14 protein-coding genes are annotated in these 24,099 nt (G+C 41.2%); 6 read left to right on the plus strand and 8 right to left on the minus strand.

Annotated features, from left to right (window positions below; all coding sequences use genetic code 11):
- Positions 1-63: 63 nt before the first annotated feature.
- Together G4420_RS12910 and G4420_RS12915 are read right to left on the minus strand one after the other, a co-directional pair.
- A complete protein-coding gene (locus tag G4420_RS12910) occupies positions 64-2,985 on the minus strand; it encodes an FAD-binding and (Fe-S)-binding domain-containing protein (RefSeq protein ID WP_163324067.1) in 2,922 nt (973 codons plus the stop codon).
- A gap of 89 nt (positions 2,986-3,074) precedes the next feature.
- Positions 3,075-4,130 (minus strand): zinc-dependent alcohol dehydrogenase, encoded by a 1,056-nt coding sequence (locus tag G4420_RS12915; protein ID WP_163324069.1) that lies wholly within the window; start codon positions 4,128-4,130, stop codon positions 3,075-3,077.
- 257 nt (positions 4,131-4,387) lie between these two features.
- Between G4420_RS12915 and G4420_RS12920 the strand changes: the two genes are divergently transcribed.
- The 3 genes from G4420_RS12920 to G4420_RS12930 all read left to right on the plus strand — a co-directional run bounded on the left by G4420_RS12920 (position 4,388) and on the right by G4420_RS12930 (position 6,954).
- On the plus strand, positions 4,388-5,473 hold the full coding sequence (locus tag G4420_RS12920; RefSeq protein ID WP_163324071.1) for a DUF6588 family protein: 1,086 nt from the start codon (positions 4,388-4,390) through the stop codon (positions 5,471-5,473).
- A 398-nt stretch (positions 5,474-5,871) separates the two neighbouring features.
- On the plus strand, positions 5,872-6,468 hold the full coding sequence (locus G4420_RS12925) for a hypothetical protein (RefSeq protein WP_163324073.1): 597 nt from the start codon (positions 5,872-5,874) through the stop codon (positions 6,466-6,468).
- Between the two features lie 45 nt (positions 6,469-6,513).
- Complete coding sequence (locus G4420_RS12930; protein WP_163324075.1) at positions 6,514-6,954, plus strand: hypothetical protein; 441 nt, start codon at positions 6,514-6,516, stop codon at positions 6,952-6,954.
- Between the two features lie 222 nt (positions 6,955-7,176).
- Here G4420_RS12930 and G4420_RS12935 read toward each other — a convergent pair whose 3' ends face one another.
- The 5 genes from G4420_RS12935 to acs form a co-directional block, all read right to left on the minus strand.
- A complete protein-coding gene (locus tag G4420_RS12935; protein ID WP_163324076.1) occupies positions 7,177-8,304 on the minus strand; it encodes a hypothetical protein in 1,128 nt (375 codons plus the stop codon).
- A 153-nt stretch (positions 8,305-8,457) separates the two neighbouring features.
- A complete protein-coding gene (locus G4420_RS12940; RefSeq protein WP_163324078.1) occupies positions 8,458-9,225 on the minus strand; it encodes an SIR2 family NAD-dependent protein deacylase in 768 nt (255 codons plus the stop codon).
- Positions 9,226-9,292: 67 nt separating this feature from the next.
- Positions 9,293-11,986 (minus strand): bifunctional acetate--CoA ligase family protein/GNAT family N-acetyltransferase, encoded by a 2,694-nt coding sequence (locus G4420_RS12945; protein WP_163324080.1) that lies wholly within the window; start codon positions 11,984-11,986, stop codon positions 9,293-9,295.
- 300 nt (positions 11,987-12,286) lie between these two features.
- The gene (locus G4420_RS12950; RefSeq protein WP_163324082.1) at positions 12,287-13,582 is read right to left on the minus strand and encodes an L-lactate MFS transporter; all 1,296 of its coding nucleotides are present in this window, start codon (positions 13,580-13,582) and stop codon (positions 12,287-12,289) included.
- Between the two features lie 160 nt (positions 13,583-13,742).
- Positions 13,743-15,665: an acetate--CoA ligase gene (acs, locus tag G4420_RS12955; protein ID WP_163324084.1), complete on the minus strand. Its 1,923-nt coding sequence runs from the start codon at positions 15,663-15,665 to the stop codon at positions 13,743-13,745.
- A 627-nt stretch (positions 15,666-16,292) separates the two neighbouring features.
- On the opposite strand from acs, the gene G4420_RS12960 reads away from it, so the two are divergent.
- Positions 16,293-17,213, plus strand: a complete 921-nt coding sequence (locus G4420_RS12960) for a phosphate acyltransferase (RefSeq protein ID WP_163324086.1) — start codon at positions 16,293-16,295, stop codon at positions 17,211-17,213.
- Positions 17,214-17,221: 8 nt separating this feature from the next.
- Positions 17,222-18,301 carry a butyrate kinase gene (gene buk, locus G4420_RS12965; protein ID WP_163324088.1) on the plus strand — a complete coding sequence of 360 codons (1,080 nt, stop codon included), beginning with the start codon at positions 17,222-17,224 and terminating at the stop codon, positions 18,299-18,301.
- Positions 18,302-18,367: 66 nt separating this feature from the next.
- On the opposite strand, the gene G4420_RS12970 is transcribed toward buk, so the two are convergent.
- Positions 18,368-22,405, minus strand: coding sequence for a hybrid sensor histidine kinase/response regulator transcription factor (locus G4420_RS12970; RefSeq protein ID WP_163324090.1), 4,038 nt, complete (start codon positions 22,403-22,405; stop codon positions 18,368-18,370).
- A gap of 496 nt (positions 22,406-22,901) precedes the next feature.
- On the opposite strand from G4420_RS12970, the gene G4420_RS12975 reads away from it, so the two are divergent.
- Positions 22,902-24,086, plus strand: a complete 1,185-nt coding sequence (locus G4420_RS12975; RefSeq protein WP_163324091.1) for a glycoside hydrolase family 88 protein — start codon at positions 22,902-22,904, stop codon at positions 24,084-24,086.
- The last annotated feature ends 13 nt before the right edge of the window (positions 24,087-24,099 follow it).

Genomic DNA, 24,099 nt, shown 5'->3' on the forward strand with positions numbered 1-24,099 from the left:
GGGATAAACTATTTTATTAAGCAATATAAAAATGACGATAATTCTGAGTCGATTTTCACAAAACTAAAGCAACGCACCGTAAAGCACCTCCACCGGATGCAAGGCCGCTTTCCCGGTTCCGTCTTTTATGTGATGGCGGCATGAAGTTCCCGGAGCAGAAATTATATAATCCTCTTTAGCCTTGCGCACGGCAGGGAAAAGCACCAACTCGCCAATTTGCATCGATAGCTCGTAATGTTCTTTTTCGTAGCCAAAAGAGCCCGCCATACCACAACAGCCCGATGGAATTTCTTTTACAAAATAGTTTTTGGGCAACGACAACATTTTTTTCGACGGTTCGGTTGAAGCAACTGCTTTTTGCTGGCAGTGTCCGTGCAATAAAATATGTTGTTCTTCTGTGGTAAAATCTGCTTCTGTAATATTTCCTTTTTCGATTTCGGCGGCAATAAATTCTTCAAAAAGAAGGGTGTTTTTTGCCAGCTTTTCAGCAGCCGGTTGCAGGTCTTTTTCTACCAATTCAGGGTATTCATCGCGGAAAGCAAGAATGGCAGAAGGTTCAATTCCAACCAATGGTGTTTCGTCGGTAATAATATCTTGTAACAGCTTGATATTTTCGGTAGCCACTTTTTTCGAAGTTCGCACCATTCCTTTCGAAAGGAAAGTTCGTCCGCTTTCTTTGGTTTGCGGAATTTTTACCTCGTAACCCAGTTTGGTTAACAGCAGAATGGCTTTAATACCAATATCGCTTTCGTTGTAATTGGTAAATTCATCGTTAAAAAGGTAAATTTTGCCTTTTGTTGCTGCCTCGGGTAAAGGAATTCCGTTTTCAACCCAGTGGTTTAAGGTAATTTTCGACAGTGCCGGAAGGGTACGTAAGGTTGAGAAACCAATGGCACTTTTTAACAGCGAAGTGCTCATCAAAAAGTTCGAAATGGGTCGGAAAACCATAGCCAGTTTGTTTAAACGTGGCAGGTAGCCAATTAATCGAGAGCGCATCGGAATGCCATGCAAATCGTAATAATTCTGCAGGAATTCTGCTTTTAATTTAGCCATATCCACATTACTCGGGCACTCGCTTTTACAGGCCTTACACGAGATACACAGGCTTAAAATATCATATATCTCCTGGTGGTCGAACAGGTTCTTTTTTTCGTTGTTGTACAAAAATTCGCGCAGAATATTGGCACGTCCGCGGGTGCTTTTGTCCTCGTCGCGGGTAGCCATAAAAGTAGGGCAGAGGGTGCCGCCAATCGCTTCACTTTTCCGGCAATCGCCCGATCCGTTACATTTTTCAATCGTGCGGAAATAGCCTTTGTTTTTCGTGAAATCAAAGTAGGTATCGGTTTCGGGAATAGCTTTGCCGGGAATCACACGCAGATTTTCGGTAATGGGGGGTGTATCAACAATTTTCCCCGGGTTAAAAATGTTATCCGGGTCCCAGGCTTTTTTTACCGATTTTACCATTTCGTAGCATCGGTCGCCCAGCATAAACGGGATAAATTTACCACGTACCCGTCCATCACCATGTTCGCCACTCATTGAGCCACGGTATTTTTTTACCAGCGCCGCTACCTCGTTCATCAAGGTATCAAATAGCTCTACATCTTTTGGATCTTTGAAGTTGATAAGCGGACGAAAGTGAATTTCGCCGGTGGCTATGTGGGCATAAAACACGCTGTCTAGTCCCAGTTTTTTCAAAACAACTTTTATATCAGCCACGTAGGCAGGTAGATGCTCGGGATGTACAGCCGTGTCTTCAATTCCTGGTACTCCTTTTCTGTCGCCCGGAATATTGGCCAGTAACCCAAGACCGGCCGTACGCAATGACCACACGCGTTTTATTTTATCGGCGCCGGTTACCAAAGGATAATGATAACCCAGTCCGGCTTCTATTAACTCTTTTTCAAGCGCAGCTGCCGTATCAGTTAATTCCTTTTCGGTTTCAAACGAAAATTCGATCATCAGCATCGCACCCGGATCGCCTTTTACAAAAAAGCGGTTTTTGGCTTGCTCGATGTTTTGTTTGGCTGCCTGCATTACCGGATCGTCCATTAATTCAATGGCCGTTGGTTTGTATTTCAGCGCTATGAGGTTGGCGTGTAACGATTCTTCCAGCGTTTCAAAATGCGCACAAACAAGCCCTTTGAATTTTGGAGGAAGTGGGATGACATTTAATTTAATTCTTGTTGAGAAAGCCAGTGTTCCTTCAGATCCGGCTAAAAGTTTACAGAAATTGAATTCTCCGCCACCTTCTGTAAACGGATCGGCATACATCAATTCATCAATGGCATAACCCATATTTCGTCGGGTGAGCATTGGATCGGGGAAATTCTTTTTGATTTCCTCCTGGTTCTCTTTGTTTGAAAGTAATTCATTGATATTTGTGTAAATTGCTTTCTCCAGTTTATTGGGATTACCATTTAATTTTTGCTGAAATTCTTCTTTACTCAGTGTCTTAAAAATCGTTTCCGAACCATCAGACAAAATCGCATCAACTTCCAAAACGTGCTCGCGCACACTGCCATAAACCAAAGAATGCAAACCACACGAATTATTTCCCAGCATTCCGCCAATAACACAACGGTTGGCTGTTGAGGTTTCGGGGCCAAACTGCATACCGTGTGGTGCTAAAAACTGGTTCAGTTCTGCCAACACAACACCGGGTTCAACAATTACATAATTCTCGTCTTTGTTGAAATCCAGAATTTTATTCATGTATTTCGAAACGTCGACAACAATTCCGTTTCCAACAACCTGCCCGGCCAATGAAGTTCCTGCTCCGCGCGGAATAATACTGGTATTGTTCTCGCATGCAAAGGCAATGATCTTTTTTATGTCGTCCTTGTTTTTGGGCTTGGTAACAGCCAGCGGCATTTCTTTGTATTGCGATGCATCGGTGGAGTAGAGCACCCGCTGTACGTTATCGATAAAAAGATCGCCCTCGAGTTGGGCCTTTAGTTGGTTGAATTTATTTGTAGTTGTCATATCAGTTTGAAAAAAACAAATTTAGTAAAATTTGTAACTTGTCATACAAATATTATGCGTTCTGTTTGTTAAAATTTACGATGCAATTTTTATTCAGCCGCGTTAAAATCAAGCAGGATTTTTATGTTTTCAGCAGGATTTTCCTTCAACAGCTCAAAACCTTTTTGCGTTTCTGAACCATGAAGAACCTGCGAAATAAGCGCCTCGGGTTTTAAACGGTTATTTTTCAGGTGCTCAATTGCTTCAGCAAATTCGCCATGGCTAACTCGCGAAGTAACAATGGTACCTTCTTTCCATATCAGTTCGCGAAAAACCACATCAGTAGGTTCGGCTGCCAGTCCCAGTACGCAAACTTTTCCTCCGCCAACAATCGATCGGATACAACCTGTTATTGGAATTATGCTGTTCGCAATGGCTTCAGGATGCCCAACCGCTTCAAAAGCAATGTCAACACCTTTGCCATCGGTTTCTTTTTTAATACGTTCAACCGGATCTTCCTTTTTGGCATTTATCGGCACAACATTATCGTAGTATTTGGGCCCGATTGCCAAACGTTCGTCAAGAATATCGACCATAAAAACCGTGTTATTGGTTACGGTGCGAACGGCTTGTAAAATACACAAACCAATTTTCCCCGATCCCCAAATAACAATGCTGTCGTTTTCCTGAACGTTTGCGCGGTTTTTAGCGTGGCAACCGATACTTAAAACCTCAACCAGCGCCACATGTTCGTCGGGAATATTGGCGGGCACTTTGTACAACATAGAAGGAGGCAGCGAAACGTATTCACAAAAACCACCGTCCATGTCAATACCGATGAGTTTTAAACCGGTACATGCCGGATAATGGCCTTTTAAACAGGCCGGGCATTTTCCGCACCAGATAATGGGATCGGGGGCAACTTTATCGCCTACCTGCCAGCCGCTAACACCTTCTCCCACTTCGCTTACAACGCCGCCAAACTCGTGCCCCATTATCAATGGGAGTGTTGTGCGTGGATGGAACTCACCGGTGTGAATGTGCTGATCGCTGCCGCAAATACAGCCAAAATTTACTTTTATTAAAACTTCTCCCGCATTGCAGGCCGGTTTTTCAATCTCTTTCCATTCAACCTGCCTGTATTTTGTAAGAACTGCTGCTTTCATTTTGATCGGTTTTTGTGTTGTCAAAGATAAAAGGAAAACCTTTGTCATTGGTTTTGAAATTGCGGTTTTCTGAGTATGGACCTCCAGAAAATCAATACTATGGATATCGTTTTCTTAATAAAAAATAGAGTAATTGATACCATTTCGTAAAATTCTCTGTTTATAGTATAAATAGGTATTTAGGTTAAGCGATATTTTAGTTTACTTACGTGTAGTGAAATATAGATTTACCGACTTGGAATTCTAACACAATTGTTATGAAAAAGATTTTTCTTGTTGCTCTGATAGCCCTGTCAGGCTTTAAATTTTCTCATGCCCAATCGGATGTAGCAAATATGTTACGATTTGGAATACATGATGCTAATCTGTTGATTGAGGCATACCTTGAACCTTATGGTAAAGGTCTTGGTGTTGGGATGAATAATTCATGGTACTATACTGCCGAAACACATAAGTTGTGGGGATTCGATCTGGCCTTTTCAGTTAGTGCGTTCAAAGTTCCGGGGGCAGATAAAACCTTCGACGTAAACGGGCTGGGATTGCAATATTTGTATGCGCAGAATGGCCAGAGTATAGCATCAACCGCTGCCGGTGGGGGTGATGGAGTAAGTCTGTATTTTGACGCCGACATTAATGGTCAGACCATACCGATAGAATATTTTTCTACGCCCGGTGGGAGCGATGTTGATGTTGTTCCGGTTCCTATTATTCAGGCTACATTTGGTTTGTTACCTAATACCGATGTAATTTTCCGTTACGTGCCCAAAGTAGAGTTTGAGATTGACAACGAAGACGCAGAGGCCGGACTATGGGGCCTGGGCTTTAAGCATAATATTCGCGAGTCGCTGCCGGTTATCAAACATTTGCCAATGGATGTTGCGCTGTTTGGGGCGTATTCGAATATCAGCGGTGAGTCAGGAATCGATTTCGACTATACTGCTTACGGTGTTCCAAACCCTGCAGGATATGTACAAGACCCAAATCAAAAAGGAGAATTTGCAACCAAAAATATGAAGTACGGCTTAATCGTTTCGAAAAAGCTTGCGGTAATTACATTTTTCGGCTCAGTTACCGGTAACTCCAGTAAAACTACATTTGATATTCTGGGAAAATACCCGGTTCCTGATCCAGCGAAATTGGGCACGGATTTTACAAACATAGAAGATTTATTGATAAATGCCATGACCGAGGAAGAAGACCCGATAGCCTTAAGTTATAAAGATAATTACATCGGAATTGATGCAGGTTTTCGCTTAAAGCTGGCATTTTTTAGTCTGTTTGGCTCCATCAGTAAAGCCAATTATGTAAGTTATAATGGCGGTATTAGTTTTGGATTCCGCTAGAGAAGAAATATTTACAGTACCACTATAAGTAAAGGGTGCCTCATATGGGCACCCTTTTTTATTGAGCAAGAACCGGCTACAGTTTGTCAAAAGATGATGAAAACATCCAAACTACTAACTCTGATAATCTGGTTAAGTAACAAGTTCCAATGGGCAATTAGGCAGTTCAAAAACTTATTGTAAGCCAACCTACATTTGATAAAGGATTTCAATTGACCAGTTGGTTGCTCTTACGAGAACTTGATAGTAAGGTCTTTGGTGCCAACATATAGGTCAAAGAATTGAACAATAGTTTCAAGTTTCGAACTATAATTTCTTAATGTTCTAATCTCTTTATTCAGAACTTGTTTGTGGATTAAATCAACTTCAATCCTCATGTTTAACTTAAAATTATTGATATGAAAACATTCAAACTTTTATTTCTGATTGGAATAGTATGCAGTTTACTGTCAGGCTGTAACAAAGATGAAGTAATTCCTGACAACGAAGAACTACTGAAAAGCGCTCAACCTGGAACAGTTACTTTGCCATTCGAGGCCAATTTTTTAGGCACTTATGTGGAAGAGTCGTATTACGGAGATGAAAATTATGCCTGCGAATTGCCCTACTACTGCCATGTAATTGTCGATTTTGTTGGAACCGCAACGCACCTTGGAAAGATCACAGGGACTTTTGATTTCTGTGCCTGTGGCCCTGATAGTCCTGATATACCGGGTTTGGATTGGGAATATGCTCCAACAGTAGTCGCCATGGAAGCTGCAAATGGTGATGTACTATTCATATCCTGTAGTGGAAATGTAATTGACGGACGCGCTGATGATCAACCGGAGTATGTGGTTTCACACTGGCGCGATGAGTTTGTAATTATCGGCGGAACAGGCCGCTTCGAAGGTGCCAGCGGGGGTGGAATGTCTGATGATTACAATACCAGTGTCGATTCAAATTCACATCATCACTGGACCGGTAAAATTATACTGGTGAAAGGAAATAGATAGCAGCTCCTTTATTAATGTTAACAATAAAAACTAAAAATTACGATTATGAAAACAAAAGTCTTTTTATTCATTTGCCTCTTTATTGGCATGGCCGTAACCACCAGTTCTGCTCAGGATAAAGCAAATAAATCTTCTCAGGGGTGGAATACCTATTCAGATCTTGCTATTCCTGTATTTTGTGATGGAGAGCTTGTTGATGTCCTATACGGCGATCTTGATTTTCATTATGTTATTCGGAGTTTTAAAAATGGTTTACCTTATGTTGAAACAGATCAACTGAAAGGTGAATTAGCAAGCCATGATACGGGAGAAAAGTTCAGATTCAGGAGAACTGATAAATGGGAAGCTACACTGAATTGGTCATGGACATGCACAATCTCTTATAATTTTATTGGCGACATGGGAACTATTTACTCAGGTAAGATATATCTTAATTATTCAGCAGATCCAATTCAACGTACCTTTGAACACTTGAACTGTCATTAAGAAAACAAATAGAACTATTCGTTCGGTCAATCGGTATCAGTTAAATGGAGATTCACGAACCGATGTATAAAATTGACCAAAACTACAACTGGAATCCAGTCTCGAATGATTTAATCCAAAGGATTTTAGCCATGTAGTTGGCTCCTCTTGCAAGGATTTTGCAGGAGGAGTTTTTGTTGATCAGGTGACTTCGGCTCACCTGTTCAATATTTTTAATGTTTCTTACCTGTACCGCCTGAAAAAGCTATTCAATTCCTCTGTAAGTTGTTTGTATATCGGCCTTGTAAACTCAATAAACAAATCCTGATGTGGTGGCAGGGGCACAGCTTTTTGTTGCGTAAGTGCGAATTGTGCATCACTTAAGGCCTGTTCGTCTCCGGCAAAAATGGCATATTGGTTAACCCAGTTAAAATTGCCGGGAATAAGGTTGTCGCGCAACAATTTGTCGTTCTGAAAATCAACAATGCGGTAGTTAAGGCGGCCACCCGAAATAACTTCATCGGTATACGTTTTCAATTTCGCATGGTAGGTTTTATTTACAAAGGTACTGTCGGTAAGCGGTACTTTTACCTTTTTGGTAAGGCTCTCTTCTTTTTCGCTGCGCACCAGGTTCCCCACCGAAAAATCGTAAAATTCCATGCGTACCACAAAGTCAGGGTTTAACTCAAAATTCTCGGCCTGTTTAGGCGAAAAAAAGTTTACAAAACCATGCGATGGGTATTGATTATTCAGGTATTCAAACACCTGGTTGTAAAAGAACTCTGAACTAAGTTCGTATACTTTTGTGCGTACCGTAACTGCCTCAACAACTACATTAACGGTTGCCAATTCTTTGGCAATGGCCATTTTTTCGTGGGTGTCTTTATAACCCTGTATCCATTGGTCAGCTCTGTCAAAATGAGTGTAGGCTGTTCGTGCACTTTCGCGTGTTTCCTGTTCCATAAAATGCAATCCGGCCTGGTAACGGTCTTCGGCCGCTTTTTCGTAGGCCATATTTAATTCCGAAGTGTACGTTTTCGGATCGGGAAATATTTTGCGTGCTGCCGGTGTACTTCTTATCTGGTCGCTCATGGCATTTACCCGATTCATTACTGAAATAGTTCGTTCCCATTTAAACGCTTCGTTTGATGTTAAAGTCAGATCAATTTCTTCCTGCGACCACTCAACGGCCATCGGATAGCCATCCTTTAATACTTTTAATGCGTTATCGTTGGTGGGGTTTGATTTTAGACGTTCAACAGCTTTTGAAATGGCCTGGTAGTAATCGCCACGTTGCAGCGCTTTTTTACCCGATGAACATGAAAATAATACAAGTGGGAGCAGTAGTACTAAAAGGTAAGTTTTTTTCATTTTTTTATAAAAACGGTTTGCACGGGCAAATATAGGATTTTAACAAAACCTAACGCTGATGATGCGGATTAATGTGATTCTCGCAGGTAAATTTCAGCGAATTTCAGCCAAATCAATGTCATCAACGTTCAACGTTTTCCTGATCCAGCGTATCTAGAGATACAATAAACGGCCCAGCTCGCTCATAGCCTCGGTGGCTTTCATTTCCAGGAAGATATCGGTAACGGTATTGGTAAAATGGGAGGGTCGAATGTTTATTTCGATGATTTTTGCTCCATTATTTTTGGCTACTACCGGGATTTCTGCAGCCGGCAAAACTTCAGCATTGGTACCGATTATCAGCAATACATCGGCTTTGGCAGCTTCTTCGAACGAACGTTTTTTTGCAAAAGCCGGAATGGGTTCGTTAAAAAAAACCATGTCGGGTTTTAAAATGCCCTTGCAAACAAAACAAGTGGGCGGGAGGTAATTCAGGTCGGCAAAACTCATGTCGTATTCCGAGCTGCATTCAGTACAAATTAACTGCCTGTATGTGCCATGCAGCTCGTAAACATACTTACTGCCGGCTTTTTGGTGAAGGTGGTCGATGTTTTGTGTGATAACGGTTTCAACAAAACTGCGCTCTTCCATTTTTGCCAGCATAATATGTGCAATATTGGGTTCGGCATCACCCAAACTGTCGTAAAATATCTCCTTTATTTTTTTCCACGATTGCAATGGTTTTTTCTGAAAATATTCAATTTCCAGAAATATGGGATGGGTAGTGTTCCATAATCCATTTTCTCCCCTGAACGGCGGAATTCCACTTTCAACAGAAATACCGGCACCGGTAAACGCCACAGCATATCTCGATTTTCGGATAAGATGCGAAGCCTGCCAGAGTTTATCGATCAGTGATTTTGTTAGTTTAGTAGAACTCATACAATTTAAAAACTCCCGGAAACGTTGCTGTTTACCGGGAGATAACAATATTTATGGTAAAAGGTTTTTAATCCAGTTCCAGATCCTTGTTTACCGTAACGGTTGTGTCTTCGTTAAAACGGATCTTAAAATTCAGTTTCCGGAAAACGGAGATCATCGGCTTATTGTCGCGGGTGGTTTCGGCCGCCAGCTTTTTGATTCCGCGCGATTTGGCAATTTCAAGACAGTAGCTGGTTAGTGTAAATCCAAGCTCTTTTTTCTGCCATTTATCGGTAATCAACACCGCGTATTCCATAATCTCCACATCGGGATCGGCAATTAATCGTCCAACACCGATCAGCTCTTTTTTGCCGTCTTCTTTTTCGTGTTCGGCAACAATGGCAATTTCGCGGTCGTAATCGATAAAGCAAAACTGCGAAGCCACCTCGTGCGAATCAAAATAAAAGTCGTAACGGAAACGATGGTAGATGGATTCTTTCGAACAACTTCCCAGCAATTCAAGCCACCTTGGTTCGTCTTCGGGCCGTATAGGGCGCAGCGTAATTGGCGTTCCATCGCGTAAAGTTGCTTCCTTTATAAGGCTTTCCGGGTACGGGCGCATTATCAGGTGCGAGTATTCTTTTACCGGAGTAGTCAGCAGTTCTTCGTCAACTACAATCCGGGCATCAAGCGCAATCACATCTTTTGGTGTAACAATAAGCGGATTAATGTCGAGCTCTTCAATTTCGGGGTAATCAGCAGCCAGGTACGACATGCGGATAAGTACCTCGATCAGTTTATCGATGTTTTTAGGTGCATCGCCACGCCAGCCTTTCAGCAGCGGATAAATTTTTAGCGAACGTAACATTTGACGAGCCAGGTGCTCGTTTAACGGAGGAAACTCCAGTCGCTGATCTTTAAATAATTCAGCAGTTGTACCACCCATGCCAACCAACATTACTGTTCCGAATACCGGGTCCTTTTTTGTCCCTACAATCAGTTCGATACCGTCTCTTGTATCCACCATTTTTTGCACGGTAACACCCTCGATTTTGGCTTCAGGGCGTTTTTCAGCTGCCATTTTTACCATGTTACGGAAAGTTGCCCGAACCATTTCTTCGTTCTCAATGTTCAGTGCAACACCGCCAACATCCGATTTATGGATGATATCGGGCGAATATATTTTCAGCACCACCGGATAACCTTTCTTTTCGGCAATTTTTACCGCTTCATCTTCGGTAGCCGCCGGGGTGGGGTGAGTAGTGTCGATACCATAATCGTTCACCAGCATTTTTGAATCGTCCTCGTTCAGAACTTTCGCTTTTGGGAATACCTGCGTAAGGTATTTCTGGCGAAGTTCGTTACGGTCGTACTGAAACGAAACAGGTACCTCACGCGGCGTTTCGTATAACATTTGCTGGTTTTCGGAATAATCAGAAAGTGTCATAAATGCACGGATGGCCTGTTCGGGTGCCGGGTAGTTCGATATACCATTTTGGTTGAGAATCTGAATGCCTTCGTGCATTGCTGCTCCTCCCAGCCACGATGTCATAATCGACTTTGTTGTATTTTTCGACATATTGGCAATTGCCTGCGCGGTGGCTGTTGGGTCGGTCATAGCCTGTGGGGTGAGCAGTACCAACACTGCATCAACTTCTTTATCTTCCAGAACAATTTCTGCCGCTCTGGCAAATCGTTCCGGTGTAGCATCTCCCAATACATCAACCGGGTTGCCGTGCGACCAAAATGAGGGCAGGTAATCGTTGAGTTTTTGCATGGTTTCTTCCGACAGTTTTACCAGACTGCCACCCATTGAAAGCAGCGAATCGGTAGCCATTACACCCGGACCACCGGCGTTTGTAACAATCGCCAGCCGGTTGCCTTTCGGAATACGTTTACGGCCTACCAGATCGGTAAAATCAAAGATGTTTCCAAATTCGAAGACTCGTGCCAAACCTGCTCTGCGAAATACGGCGTCGTAAACCGAATCCTCAGAAGCCATTGCCCCGGTATGCGATGCGGCAGCTGCAGCAGATTCGGGATAGCGACCTGATTTGTACACGATAATTGGTTTTTCGCGCGAAAAGGCCCTTGCTGCCGACATAAATGTGCGGGCATTTGCAATGGATTCCACATAAAGCACAATGGATTTGGTGTTCGGGTCCTGGCCGAAATAATCGATCAGATCGCCAAAACTTACGTCCATGGAATTACCGATTGAAACGAAATTGGAAAAGCCGATATTGGATTCGTACGCCCAGTCGAGAACTGAAGTACAAAGCGCACCCGATTGCGAAATAAATGCAACGTGTCCTTTTTTCGGCATGGCCGATGCGAAACTTACATTCATATTAAGTCCCGGCACCAGTATCCCCAGACAGTTGGGACCAACGATTCGCATATCGGGGAATTTGGCTTTTTCAGCTTTTACCTGCTCTTCCAGCTTTTTCCCTTCGTCACCTGCTTCCTTAAAACCGGCCGACATGATAATAACGCCGTGAATTCCGGCTTCGCCACAGTCCCGAACCAATTGAGGAACAGCATCTGCAGCGGTCATAATAACAGCCAGATCGGGTGTTTTAGGCAGGCTTTTTACATCGGGGTAACATGGAATTCCAAAAACAGCTTCGCGCCGCGGATTTACCGGGTAGACCACGCCGTTAAATCCTCCTCCCACTAAATTTCGTAAGGTGATCCCGCCAACACTGTCGGGATTATTTGAAACTCCAACCAGAGCAATTCGTTTTGGTCGGAAAATACTATCGAGTTTTTTTATAGCCATGTTTTTTCGCTTTTTGGTTTAAATCGGGTGTCAGTATTTTGTTGATTTTAATAGTTGACCGAAATCCGTCATAAATTTCATGAAAAAATACCAAGTTCTAAAATGTTCAGGAACAGGACTGTTATTTGATCTGCACGTGTAATGGTAATTGAATTAGCTAGTTACAGCTTTTGGGTGTAAAAGGCCGCGATAAACTATGCTGTAAAACAATAAGAAAATGCCGTGTTATATAGCATACAAAGGCTAAACCCAGTGTTTGCAAACAAAAAAAGCGTCATTGCCGACGCTTTTTCTGATTCACTATTTTGGTGGTTTCGTGAGTAAAATGATAACGCTTCCAATTAAACAGGCAACTCCGGCAATAATAAAAGGAGCCATCCAAACGACCGGACCGGATGATGCTGTTGCCGAATCTTTAAAATGACCGGCAAGTTGTGGGCCTGCAATTCCTGCAAAACCGTAGGCTGTAAACATCCAGCCATAGTTTTTTCCAACGGTGTTGTTACCAAAAAAATCGGCGGTAATGGCCGGGAACAGAGCAAAGTTTCCGCCAAAATTGAAGCCAATTATACAGGCACTGGCAATAAACCCCGAGGTTACACCAAAGCGAATAAAAATATGGTAGATCATCAGCATAATCACTCCCTGAAAAAGGGTCATAAAAAATATGGCTCGTTTTCGTCCGAGTTTATCGGATATCATTCCCCAAACAATTCGTCCCAAACCGTTAAAAATAGCGTACCATGCCATTGCTGTTCCTGTTATTACTCCTGCGTTTGTAATTCCGTTATATTCCAGTGCGTCTATTCCAAAAAGTTTTATGCAGTAAATTACCATCAGGCCGGCAAGGGCAGAAAAGATAAACACCACCCAAATGGCATAAAATTGTTTTGTGCGAAGCATGTGGCTGGAATCAAACTCAACGCCACCCGATGTTTTGGCGGTATGGTTAACAGGTGGCTCATAACCTTCGGGTTTGTAGCCTGCCGGTGGATTAACCATTACCAGAGAGCCCATAACGACCATGATAGCGAAGACAATTCCGTAAATAACAAATACACTTTGCACGCTGGGCAAACCAAAAGCGCTGCTGGTGTTTAACAGGCCGCCAAACCACGAACCAGCCAGTTTTACCCAAATGGTTGCGCCAAAACCAAAACCGGCTACGGCCAACCCGGTTATCAATCCTTTTTTATCGGGGAACCATTTTACGCCAACAGCAATTGGAACAACATAGGCTAGGCCGATTCCGGTACCTCCCAATACTCCAATAAACAGCAATTGAGCAAGAAATGAACTTCCAAATATTCCACCTAAAATATATCCGGCACCTAAAACAAGGCCGCCGGTTAATGCCACGATTGTTGGCCCTGATTTGGCTTGCCATTTTCCGGCAAAAACCATTACCACGGCAAATGTGGCCAGTCCAATAGAAAATACCCAGGCGGTTTGCGTGGCTGAGAAGCCATAGTCGCCGTTGGGTTCGGTTAATAATGCGGTAAATACCGACCAGGCGTAAATAGCGCCAAGAGCCAATTGTATAAGTATTGCTCCAACCACTACTGTCCATCGGTTAGTAATTTTTTGTCCTTTCATTTTTGTTTAGTTCTTTGGTTTTTTTTGAGGACTTCAAAACGAAAAAATGCTTCGCAAAAGGAACACTTCACAAGAAGTCCTGTCTGTCTGTTTAGTAATAAAAAAGGTTGAGAAACAAAACAGACACCTCCGAGAGAAGGTGCCTGTTTATTATTTAGAGTTATCGTTTAACTTCAACTTTTGCTCCGTCGATAATTTCTTCAACTACGCCCGGATCAAGTAAAGTAGATGTATCGCCAAGGTTGGTTGCATCGCCTTCTCCGATTTTCCGCAGAATGCGTCGCATAATTTTTCCTGACCTTGTTTTTGGAAGACCGCTAACGATCTGGATTTTATCGGGTTTGGCAATTGCCCCGATAAATTTATTTACGGTAGCCTTTATTTCTGCTTCAATATTATCAAGTTCAGCATCGGTCATATCTTCGCAAATAACATAAGCGTATATACCAGATCCTTTAATTTCATGCGGATAACCAACCACAGCCGATTCAACTACTTTCGGATGTTGGTTAATGGCATCTTCCACTTCGGCAGTACCAATGCGGTGTCCTGATACATTAATAACATCGTCGATACGGCCTATAATGCGGTAGTATCCTTCTTCATCACGTTTGGCGCCATCACCGGTTAGATAATATCCAGGGAAGGATGCAAAGTAAGTTTGGTAGCATCGTTGATGATCGCCCCAGGTGGTGCGTATCATGCCCGGCCAGGGATATTTAATGCAAAGAATTCCCTCGACGCTGTTGCCTTTCAATTCTTTTCCTTCGTGATCGAGCAACACCGGCTGAATTCCAGGGAGCGGCAAGGTTGCCAGAGACGGTTTGGTGGGTGTGATTCCGGCCAGCGGTGTGATCATTATTCCGCCGGTTTCGGTTTGCCACCAGGTATCTACAATCGGACAACGGGCTTTTCCTACCAGGTCGTGGTACCAACGCCAGGCTTCTTCGTTGATGGGTTCTCCAACGGTACCCAGAACTTTTAGCGAGCTCAGGTCGTGTTTGGTTACCCAATCATCACCTTGCGCCACCAGTGCACGAATGGCTGTTGGTGCGGTGTAAAATTGGTTAATTTTATATTTATCTACGATTTCCCAGAAACGCCCTGCGTCAGGCCATGTTGGCACACCTTCGAACATAACCGAAGTAGCTCCGCTTAACAGTGGCCCGTAAACAATGTACGAGTGGCCGGTTACCCAGCCAATATCGGCGGTACACCAGTAAATATCGCCGTCGCTGTACTGAAATACATTTTTAAAGGTGTATTCGGCATAAACCATATAACCGGCGGTGGTGTGTACAACTCCTTTTGGTTTGCCGGTAGAGCCTGATGTGTATAGGATGAACAGTACGTCTTCGGAATCCATTGTTTCTGCCTGGTTTTCGCAATCCACGTCAGCTATCAAATCGTGCCACCAAATGTCTCTTCCTTCTACCCACTTTATTTCTTCCTCGGTACGTTTTAAAACGACCTGTGTTTTTACCGAAGGACATTTTTCCACCGCTTCGTCGGCAATACTTTTTAACGGAATTGATTTTGTTCCGCGGAATCCACCGTCGGAAGTAATTACAACTTTGGCTTCTGCATCGTTAATACGATCGGCCAGTGCCGTTGCCGAGAATCCGGCAAAAACAATGGAGTGAATGGCTCCGATTCGGGCACAGGCCAGCATGGCAATGGCCAGCTCCGGCACCATGGGCAGATACAATGCAACACGGTCGCCTTTTTCAACGCCGATCTTTTTTAATCCGTTGGCAAATTGTTTTACTTTTTCGAACAACTCGCCGTAGGTCAGTTTAATTTCCTGTTCTTTCGGGTCGTTGGGTTCCCAAATAATCGCAACCTGGTCCTTTCGCATAAACATGTTACGCTCAAAAATATTCTCGGTAATGTTGAGTTTGCCATTCACAAACCAATTCACATCCGGGGCCCCATCCCCGTCAAATTTGTAATCGAGAACCTGGTCCCATTTTTTGCGCCAGTAATGGCTTTCGGCTATTTTTCCCCAAAAATTATCGGGGTCAGCCACACTTTCCTTGTACTTCTGAAAGTACTCGGCTAAACTTGTGATTTTATTTTCCATCGCAGCTATCTATTGGTTAATTAATAAAATGAATCGAGTATAATGGTGGCCCTGTAGGAACTACAGGAGCCCTTAAAAAATGCCTTGTGCGCGATATTTTCCCGGTAAAAATGTGTTTTTGCTTTTTGCAGGAAGATTTACTTCGGATGACTTGTCGAAGAAAATTGTAAAAACGAAGTATGGTCGATTTGAAATCAAGTTGAACATGTATAAACAACTTAATATTACAACGTTTGAAAATAGTATAAAATCTGTTATGATAGAAAGATTTTGATATATTGTAAAACACCATATTAATGATTGAAAAACATTGATTTACATTTGATTAAGACAAGTATTTTCCCTAATTTTAAAAGAATTCACTCTGTTTAAACACATATATATTTTGTAAGGTTCATAATCTGCTGAATTGAAATAATAATAAGCACAGATTTCCGGGACTAGTGAAAAAAGCAAAAACCAAGTTTTTAGGGGTAAAAAATTTCAGATTCTTATCAAATCGTAAGTCGCTGAATACTAATTCTAAGTTTAAAATTTATTTGGGTGGTTTACAACATAAAAATAGCTGAGAAAAGTTATCGGATGAGAACTTCAGGCATCGTAACTTCGTGCTAAAATTGCTAAACAATGAGTATAAACAATTTTACAGAACTTCTGGAAGTCGTAAAAAAGCAACCTCCGAAACGTGTTGTGGCAGTTAACGGTGTTGATGTAAGCACGTTGGAAGCCATGCACGATGCTGTTGAATTGGGGTTTGTAATACCGATAATAACCGGCGACAGAACGATTATTGAAGAATCGTGTAAAAAACTGGGAGTTAATAGCTCGGATTATCAGATCTACGATGCGAAATCAATTCGAGAAGCTACCGACATTGCGGTAGAACTTATTCATGAAGACAAGGCCGATGTGTTGATGAAAGGAATGGTATCGACCGATCAGTTTATGCGTGCTTTGCTTAGAAAAGAAAACAACCTGGTTCCGACAAAAGGTACATTAAGCCATGTTTCGGTAATGGATAATCCGAATTACCACAAATTGCTTGTTTTTAGTGATGCGGCTGTATTGCCTTATCCTGATCTGAAACAAAAGATCCTGATGACAAATTACCTAATTTGTGCGGCAAAATCGCTTGGTGTTGAGCAGCCAAAAGTTGCGGTAATTGCACCAACCGAGCAGATAATTATTTCCATTCAGTCGTGTATGGATGGCGCTACAATTGCCAAAATGTCGGAGCACGGCCAAATCGAAGGTGGTTTGGTTGATGGCCCCATGGCTCTTGATGTGGCCATTAATGCCGAGTCGGCCGAAGTAAAAGGTTTTACCTCGCCGGTTGCGGGAGATGCCGATTGTTTGCTGTTCCCAAATATTGATGCGGCCAACGTTTTTTATAAAACAAACTCTAAACTGGCTAAAGCCGAAATGGCGGGAATAATTGCCGGAGCGAAAGTGCCTGCCGTGGTATCATCGCGTGGCGATAGTAGAAAAACGAAGTTGAATTCTGTGGCACTTGCATCAATTGTAAGTTACCAGATAAGTAATACGTAAATCATTTTATGCATCAGGTTCTTGCCATAAATCCGGGGTCTACCTCCACAAAATTTGCTGTTTATAACGAAAAAGAATGTGTTTTTTCCAAAACCATCCGGCATCCGCTTGAGCAACTGCTACGCTATAAAAATATTATCGATCAGTTTGCTTTTCGGAAAGGTTTAATCATTGAAGCGTTGGTTGAAGAAGGAATTGAAGTGGATGCAATTAAATACATCATCGGCCGCGGCGGACTGACTTATCCCTTGGAATCGGGAGTTTACAAAGTAAATAATTTAATGCTCGACCACTTGCGCGAAGGAGTGATGGGGCATCATGCCAGTAATCTGGGAGCTATGCTGGCCGATTATATTGCCTTGCAAATTCCAGACGCAAAAGCTTTCATTGCCGATCCGGTAGTAACCGATGAAATGGATGATGTGGCTCGTTTTGCAGGTCATCCGCGTTTTCAGCGACAGTCGATCTTTCATGCACTAAACCAAAAAGCAACGGCACGTTTGCATGCCCAAAAAATTGGAAAGAATTACGATGAGATGCGTTTAATAATCTCTCACCTGGGTGGTGGTATTTCGGTAGGAGCGCATAAAAACGGTCGTGTTATCGATGTGAATAATGCGCTCGACGGGGAAGGTGCTTTTAGCCCGGAGCGATCGGGAACACTACCTGTTGGACAGGTAATTGACCTTTGTTTTAGCGGAAAAATGTCGCTGGAGCGAATTCGAAGAATGGTGGTTGGCGAAGGTGGATTTGTTGCTTACCTGGGCACAAACGACGCTTTGGAAGTGGAGAAGCGTGTTGAAAAAGGTGACGAAAAAGCAAAGTTGGTTCAGGAAGCTTTATTTTACCAGGTTTCCAAAATGATTGGTGAAATGGCCGTTGTACTCGAAGGTAAAGTCGACGGGATATTATTAACCGGAGGTTTGGCCTACAATAAACTTCTGGAAAACTATATCCGACATAAAGCGGGTTTTATTTCCGAAGTGTTTGTATATCCCGGAGAAGACGAACTGGAAGCACTGGCTGTCAATGCGCTTCGAGTTGCCAACGGAGAGGTTGTTGCCAAAGAGTATACTAAAAACAGCTAATTAGTTTTAATTGGCTGGTGGGGGCAAAACAGAAGAGTTTGACAACATAGTGTAACGCCGGCTTGCTTATAAATCTTTAATATATTCTTTTGGTGTTTTATTCAGTAGTTTTTTAAAACATTTTGAAAAGTAGGAATGACTGTTAAAGCCTGTTTTATAGGCGACTTCCTCAATGGTGAATTGTTTGGAAGCAAGTAGCGTTGCAGCTTTTTTCATTCGAACGATCATAATGTATTCCGAACTCGAATAGTTTGAAATTTGCTTGAGTTTCCGATGCAGCTGACTCCTGCTAAATCCAAGTTCGGTTGCCAGTTTTTCTACCGAAAAATTTTCATCTTCTATATTTTGCTCGATAATTAAATTTACTTTATTCAGAAAATAATTATCAAGGCTTCCCATCTCTACGGGCTGGTTTGAAATAAATTTCGGAACAAAACTTTTTCTCAGTCTTTTTCGCTGTTCCAGAAGGTTGTCAATTTGCGACAGAAGTAAATTTTCATCAAAAGGTTTGGCAATGTATGCATCGGCTCCGTTTGAAAGACCGGTTATTGTATTTTCTTCTGATGACAAGGCCGTTAACAGTATTATCGGAATATGGCTGGTTTCTATTTGCGATTTCAAAATATTACAAAACTCAAATCCATCCATAACAGGCATCATAACATCTGATATTACGAGATGAATATTTTGTGTTTTTAATATATCAAGGGCTTGTTTTCCGTTTTCGGCCCAAAGTATGGTATAATAATCCTTAAGAAAAGATATTAGAAATTTTCTGAGATCAACGTTGTCTTCAACAACCAACAGGTTTATATCTTCATTCACAACCTTTTCTTTTACAATTGCTTTCTCCTGGGGCTGCCACGAGTTAATGTTTTTTGCTATTGTTTGATTTTGATACATTATTTTTTGTGCCTTTTGTTTTGCCGGCAACTGAACTGAAAAACTCGTTCCTTCGCCGGGGGTACTTTGCACAATAATTGCTCCCCGGTGCATTAATGTATATTCCTTACAAAGATTAAGACCGATTCCTGAACTGTATTCGTTCGATTTATTTTTTTTCCCTTGTTCAAACCTTTCAAATACCTTGGGCAGGTCATCGCTTTCAATTCCTATTCCGCTGTCAATAACCTGAATGTCGACAAAATCTTCATTTTCAAGTTTGCCATAGCTTAATTGATTGGAGAAATAGTTGCTTCTTTGAATTTGATTATCATGAATTTCAACCGTTATCTTGCCGTTAACCGGTGTGAACTTAAAAGCGTTAGACAATAAGTTGTAAATAATTTTATCCAATTTTTCATCATCGGCTTCAATCAGGGTATTCTCGTTATTGTGATTGAATGCAAACTGAATATTTTTTTGTTTTGCTTCTTCCGAAAAGTTAAGGATTCGCTCCTGAACAAAGTTTACCAGCTCAATTTTTGTGATGTTCAGTTTCGTTTTTCCTTTTTCAACTTTTCTTAAATCCATAATCTGGTTAATAAGCTGAAGTAACCTGTTAGTGTTCCGCTTTATTGTTTTTAACTGCTCACGCTGTTCATCGCTCAGGTTTTCGGCTTCAATAAGTTTCTTCAACGGCCAGTTAATCAGTGTTAAAGGGGTTCTGAATTCGTGCGAAATGTTCGTAAAAAAGGTAAGTTTCATTTCGTGGAGTTGCTCCTCCTGTTCATACTTGATTTTTTCGATAAGAATGGTTTTTTTCAGTTTTACTCTTTCCCTCATGAAATTGTAGAAAGCCAACAGAATTAGAAATACGGCTATGGAGTAAAAAATTAAAGCCAGTTGCGATTTGTGCCAAAATTGTTTAATCTCAACAGGAAGTTGTGTTGGTATATCATTCCAGATACCATCATTGTTACAAGCTGTTACCTCGAAAATGTAATTACCCGCCGGCACATTAAAAAAAGTTGCTGTTCCATCAATATTTTCGCCTACCCATTCGTCGATATAATTGGTTAGCCGATACATAAATCTGTTTTTTTCAGGTAGGAGGTAGTTATCTGCCGAAAAGTGAAACTTAATACTTGTTTCCTGCGGATCTAATACCAGCTTGTTAAACTTGTGTCTAATGTTTTGTGATGGTATAACCTTTTGGTTATTTACCTCAACTTTGCTGATCAAAACATTAGGAGCCAGTTCATTCATTTTTATACTGCTGGGGCCCATTACCGTAAAACCATTTGTACCCCCAACATATAAGTTGTTCTTTGAATCATTAAAAATGGCTCCGGGATTAAATAAGTTTCCCTGAATTCCATCGGTAATTTCAAACTTTCTTACTTTATCTTTCTCTGTTTCATAAAGGAACAGCCCATCATTGGTAGTAATGCATATCGAGTTATCATGCCCTTCAATTATTCCATATACGTCATGTCCCTTCAGTAATCCTTTTGCCGTAAAATGACTTAGTTGGTTGGTTTCAGGATCGTAAATATATATTCCATTTGCCCTGGTTCCCATCCATATTCTGCCATCTGATAATTCAGTAACAAAATAAAATGCCGGGGTTATTGGGTTGAAATCCGCGAGATTATCGGTGCTAAAGCGTTTTATTTTGCCTGATGGTAAATGAACCTGAAACATTCCGTTAAGAGAAGCCAACCAAAGATTATTTTTGGAATCGAGAGCAATGTGACGAAAGGTTACGTTGTTTAATTGCACTAGCGGATAGGTGTTTGATTGATTTACAATTTCTTTTTTCTCAAAACTGTAAAAAAGTAAGCCACCTGCGCTTGAACCAATCCAAATACCTGAATCTGACTTACACAGAGCATACACCTGAATTCGTGGTAACGTTGATCTGTTTTCGGTGCCAAGTGAAAAATTTTTAAATTCAGTTTCGCCTTTTTCCCTGTAAAATAAGCCATTAAATGCCGATCCTACCCAAAGTCCTCCTTTATCGTCGGCACAAAGTGATTTGATATTAAGAATTCCACCGTTCTTTAGCACCTTGATTTTTTGAAAACTGTTAGATCGCTTATCAAATAAATTTAAACCATTCAATTCTGTACCAACATATAATTCTCCGTTTGTGGTTTGTGCAAACGAACTTACCATATTCGAGGATAGGGTGTTTGGAGCTAAAGAATGCCTGAACGTTTTAAATTTATTATCGGCGTGATGTAAATAGGCAATACCTCCCGACCAGGTGCTTATCCATAGTCCTCCCTGTTTGTCTTCGTATATATCATAGATTGAATTGTGTGGTAAACCGCTGTACTCTTCCTGGTCAAAACGGATTAAATTAGTGCCCGTATCCAGAAATAATCCAAAATACGATCCAATCCAAATCCGTCCGCGTGTATCTCTCCATATTTTTCGAATACTTGCCCGTTCAAAATTATATTGCGGATTTATTGGATAAGAATATTGAGAGATCAGGTTTCCGTTCATGTCGTACCTGCGCGCACCATGGGTATCAAATCCAACCAAAATCTGATCGTTGGTGGCAAAAATGGTTCGGGTAACAGACCCCGGCCCATCAATAATTTTTTCTGCTTTATTTTGATTTGCCGAAATCCGGTAAATGGTACCATCTTGCGTACCCAACCACAACCGGTTGGTATCATCAGTATAAAGTAACCTTGGTAACTTGTTTAAACCTTTTGATATCCTGATTAATTGGTTATGTTCAGCATTTAAATACCCAAAGAAATCCTGGTCGCTAATCCATAATTTTCCTTCTCCGTCGAGTGTAATTGAACTTATTTGTTTGCCAGCTGCTGTACCGTCTTCATAGGTGTAGTTAACAGTCTCAAAATTCTGATTTTTATGGTTGTATAAGCATAGGCCGGCATCGGTACTTACCCATACATTGTTTTTATTGTCGATTTCAATACCTGAAATACGGTTACTCGGAATGGAGTTTGGGTTGTTTGCCTGGTGATCAAAACGTATTACTTCTTTTGAATCATACCTTATTATCCCGTCAGAACTACCCATCCAGATATAACCCATCATATCTTGTGTAATATTATGTATGGCCTGAAAACTGTATCCGCCAGGAGGAGAAATTCTGCGAAATGTTATTTCGTCGATACTGGCATGCAGTTTAAATGAGTATATAAATAAAACAAGTACCAGAAAACATTTTGGTTTCATAAAAAGTCTTTTGCCGTTAGTTAGTAATAGCCAAAAATAAAACTTGTTGTCCTTAGTATCTAGCTCTTATGTTGCATTTATGCGACATCTGTAACTTTGTGCAACAAAATTTTTAAGAATTGCAACAGGACGACTAAATATTGAATTTGCTATTCGATAGCTTTGACTTACTAACTTACTGTAACTAATTCAATAACTATGAGAACCTGTTCTTTCCTTAAAGCCTTCAATTTAATACATATCAGTGTAAATATAAACACAAAGTATATTCACTCCACCTATACCAACTATTTATCTGTATACTATATAGTCTAGTTTAGTTTTATAAATAAATCTTCTCCCTGTATCAGGGATGAAGATTTATTTAATGGTTGATGAGTTCTTACCGATCTGATATGAAACAACCAGCAAAAAGAATAATTGAAACCCAGACAGTATATAACTGTCGTTTTCGGCCTGATTCAGTTTATGTCTTTCATAAAATAAATCTATTCATATGAATAAGCTCATTACATTACTTTTTTTAATCCTGAGTTTGGGATGTTCTAACCAACAAACAGGTGAAGGAGACAGAATAATCAAACATTTGGAGTCTCAGCTTGATTATGCTGTTAAAAATGCGGAGTCGTTAGCAACATCGGAGTTAATATCACCCCGAACTTCAGAAAACGGGAAATTGAAACTTGTAAAAACCAGGGATTGGACCAGTGGTTTCTTTTCGGGAAACCTGTGGATGATGTATAAATTAACCGGTGATGAGAAATGGAAAGAGACGGCACTTAAGTTTACTTTACCGCTTGAACAAGAAAAATGGAATGGGAATACCCACGATATGGGGTTTAAAATGTATTGTAGTTTCGGACAGGCCATAAAATATACTGACAATCCCGAATACCGCGAAATTCTTATTCAATCAGCCAAAACTTTATCAACCCGCTTTAATCCGGTGGTGGGTTGTATTCGTTCATGGGATCATAACAGCGACAAGTGGGATTACCCTGTAATAATCGATAATATGATGAATCTGGAATTATTACTGTGGGCTGCTAAAGAAACCGGAAATGAAAATTTTAAGGAAATTGCCATTAAACATGCTGAAACTACAATAAAGAACCATTTCAGGGAAAATTATTCCTCGTATCACGTAATAGATTATAATCCGCAAACCGGCGAGGTTCAACATAAAAATACGCACCAGGGCTATGCTGACGAAAGCGCATGGTCGCGCGGTCAGGCGTGGGGTTTGTATGGTTTTACTATGCTATATCGTGAAACTGGTAATAATGAATTTTTAAGGCAGGCCGAACGAATTGCTGATTTTATTCTAAGCCAGCCAGGTATAAAACAAGGTGAAATTCCTTACTGGGATTTTGATGCGCCCGGTATTCCTGATGAACCATTGGATGCTTCGGCAGGAGCCATAATTGCTTCTGCTTTATTTGAGCTAAGCACGTTTTCTGATAAACAAAGAGAATATGTGAGTGTTGCAAGAAATCTTCTGGCAACCCTTTCATCGGATAAATTTCTGGCACCCATTGGCGAGAATGAAGGATTTTTATTAAAACATTCAACAGGGCATAAACCGCATGATTCAGAAATTGATGAGCCTTTGGTGTATGCAGATTACTATTTTCTGGAAGCCATAATCCGAAACAGAGCTATAAAAGCCAAAGATGAATAGGCTGTATAATCGT

Origin of the sequence: Draconibacterium mangrovi (genome assembly GCF_010586825.1) — a bacterium.
Lineage (GTDB): Bacteria > Bacteroidota > Bacteroidia > Bacteroidales > Prolixibacteraceae > Draconibacterium > Draconibacterium mangrovi.

What these genes read in the sequence shown, in the direction of transcription:
- G4420_RS12910 (WP_163324067.1), bottom strand. Translation starts at nt 2,985, where the DNA reads ATGACAACTACAAATAAATTCAACCAACTAAAGGCCCAACTCGAGGGC.
- G4420_RS12915 (WP_163324069.1), bottom strand. Translation starts at nt 4,130, where the DNA reads ATGAAAGCAGCAGTTCTTACAAAATACAGGCAGGTTGAATGGAAAGAG.
- G4420_RS12920 (WP_163324071.1), top strand. Translation starts at nt 4,388, where the DNA reads ATGAAAAAGATTTTTCTTGTTGCTCTGATAGCCCTGTCAGGCTTTAAA.
- G4420_RS12925 (WP_163324073.1), top strand. Translation starts at nt 5,872, where the DNA reads ATGAAAACATTCAAACTTTTATTTCTGATTGGAATAGTATGCAGTTTA.
- G4420_RS12930 (WP_163324075.1), top strand. Translation starts at nt 6,514, where the DNA reads ATGAAAACAAAAGTCTTTTTATTCATTTGCCTCTTTATTGGCATGGCC.
- G4420_RS12935 (WP_163324076.1), bottom strand. Translation starts at nt 8,304, where the DNA reads ATGAAAAAAACTTACCTTTTAGTACTACTGCTCCCACTTGTATTATTT.
- G4420_RS12940 (WP_163324078.1), bottom strand. Translation starts at nt 9,225, where the DNA reads ATGAGTTCTACTAAACTAACAAAATCACTGATCGATAAACTCTGGCAG.
- G4420_RS12945 (WP_163324080.1), bottom strand. Translation starts at nt 11,986, where the DNA reads ATGGCTATAAAAAAACTCGATAGTATTTTCCGACCAAAACGAATTGCT.
- G4420_RS12950 (WP_163324082.1), bottom strand. Translation starts at nt 13,582, where the DNA reads ATGAAAGGACAAAAAATTACTAACCGATGGACAGTAGTGGTTGGAGCA.
- acs (WP_163324084.1), bottom strand. Translation starts at nt 15,665, where the DNA reads ATGGAAAATAAAATCACAAGTTTAGCCGAGTACTTTCAGAAGTACAAG.
- G4420_RS12960 (WP_163324086.1), top strand. Translation starts at nt 16,293, where the DNA reads ATGAGTATAAACAATTTTACAGAACTTCTGGAAGTCGTAAAAAAGCAA.
- buk (WP_163324088.1), top strand. Translation starts at nt 17,222, where the DNA reads ATGCATCAGGTTCTTGCCATAAATCCGGGGTCTACCTCCACAAAATTT.
- G4420_RS12970 (WP_163324090.1), bottom strand. Translation starts at nt 22,405, where the DNA reads ATGAAACCAAAATGTTTTCTGGTACTTGTTTTATTTATATACTCATTT.
- G4420_RS12975 (WP_163324091.1), top strand. Translation starts at nt 22,902, where the DNA reads ATGAATAAGCTCATTACATTACTTTTTTTAATCCTGAGTTTGGGATGT.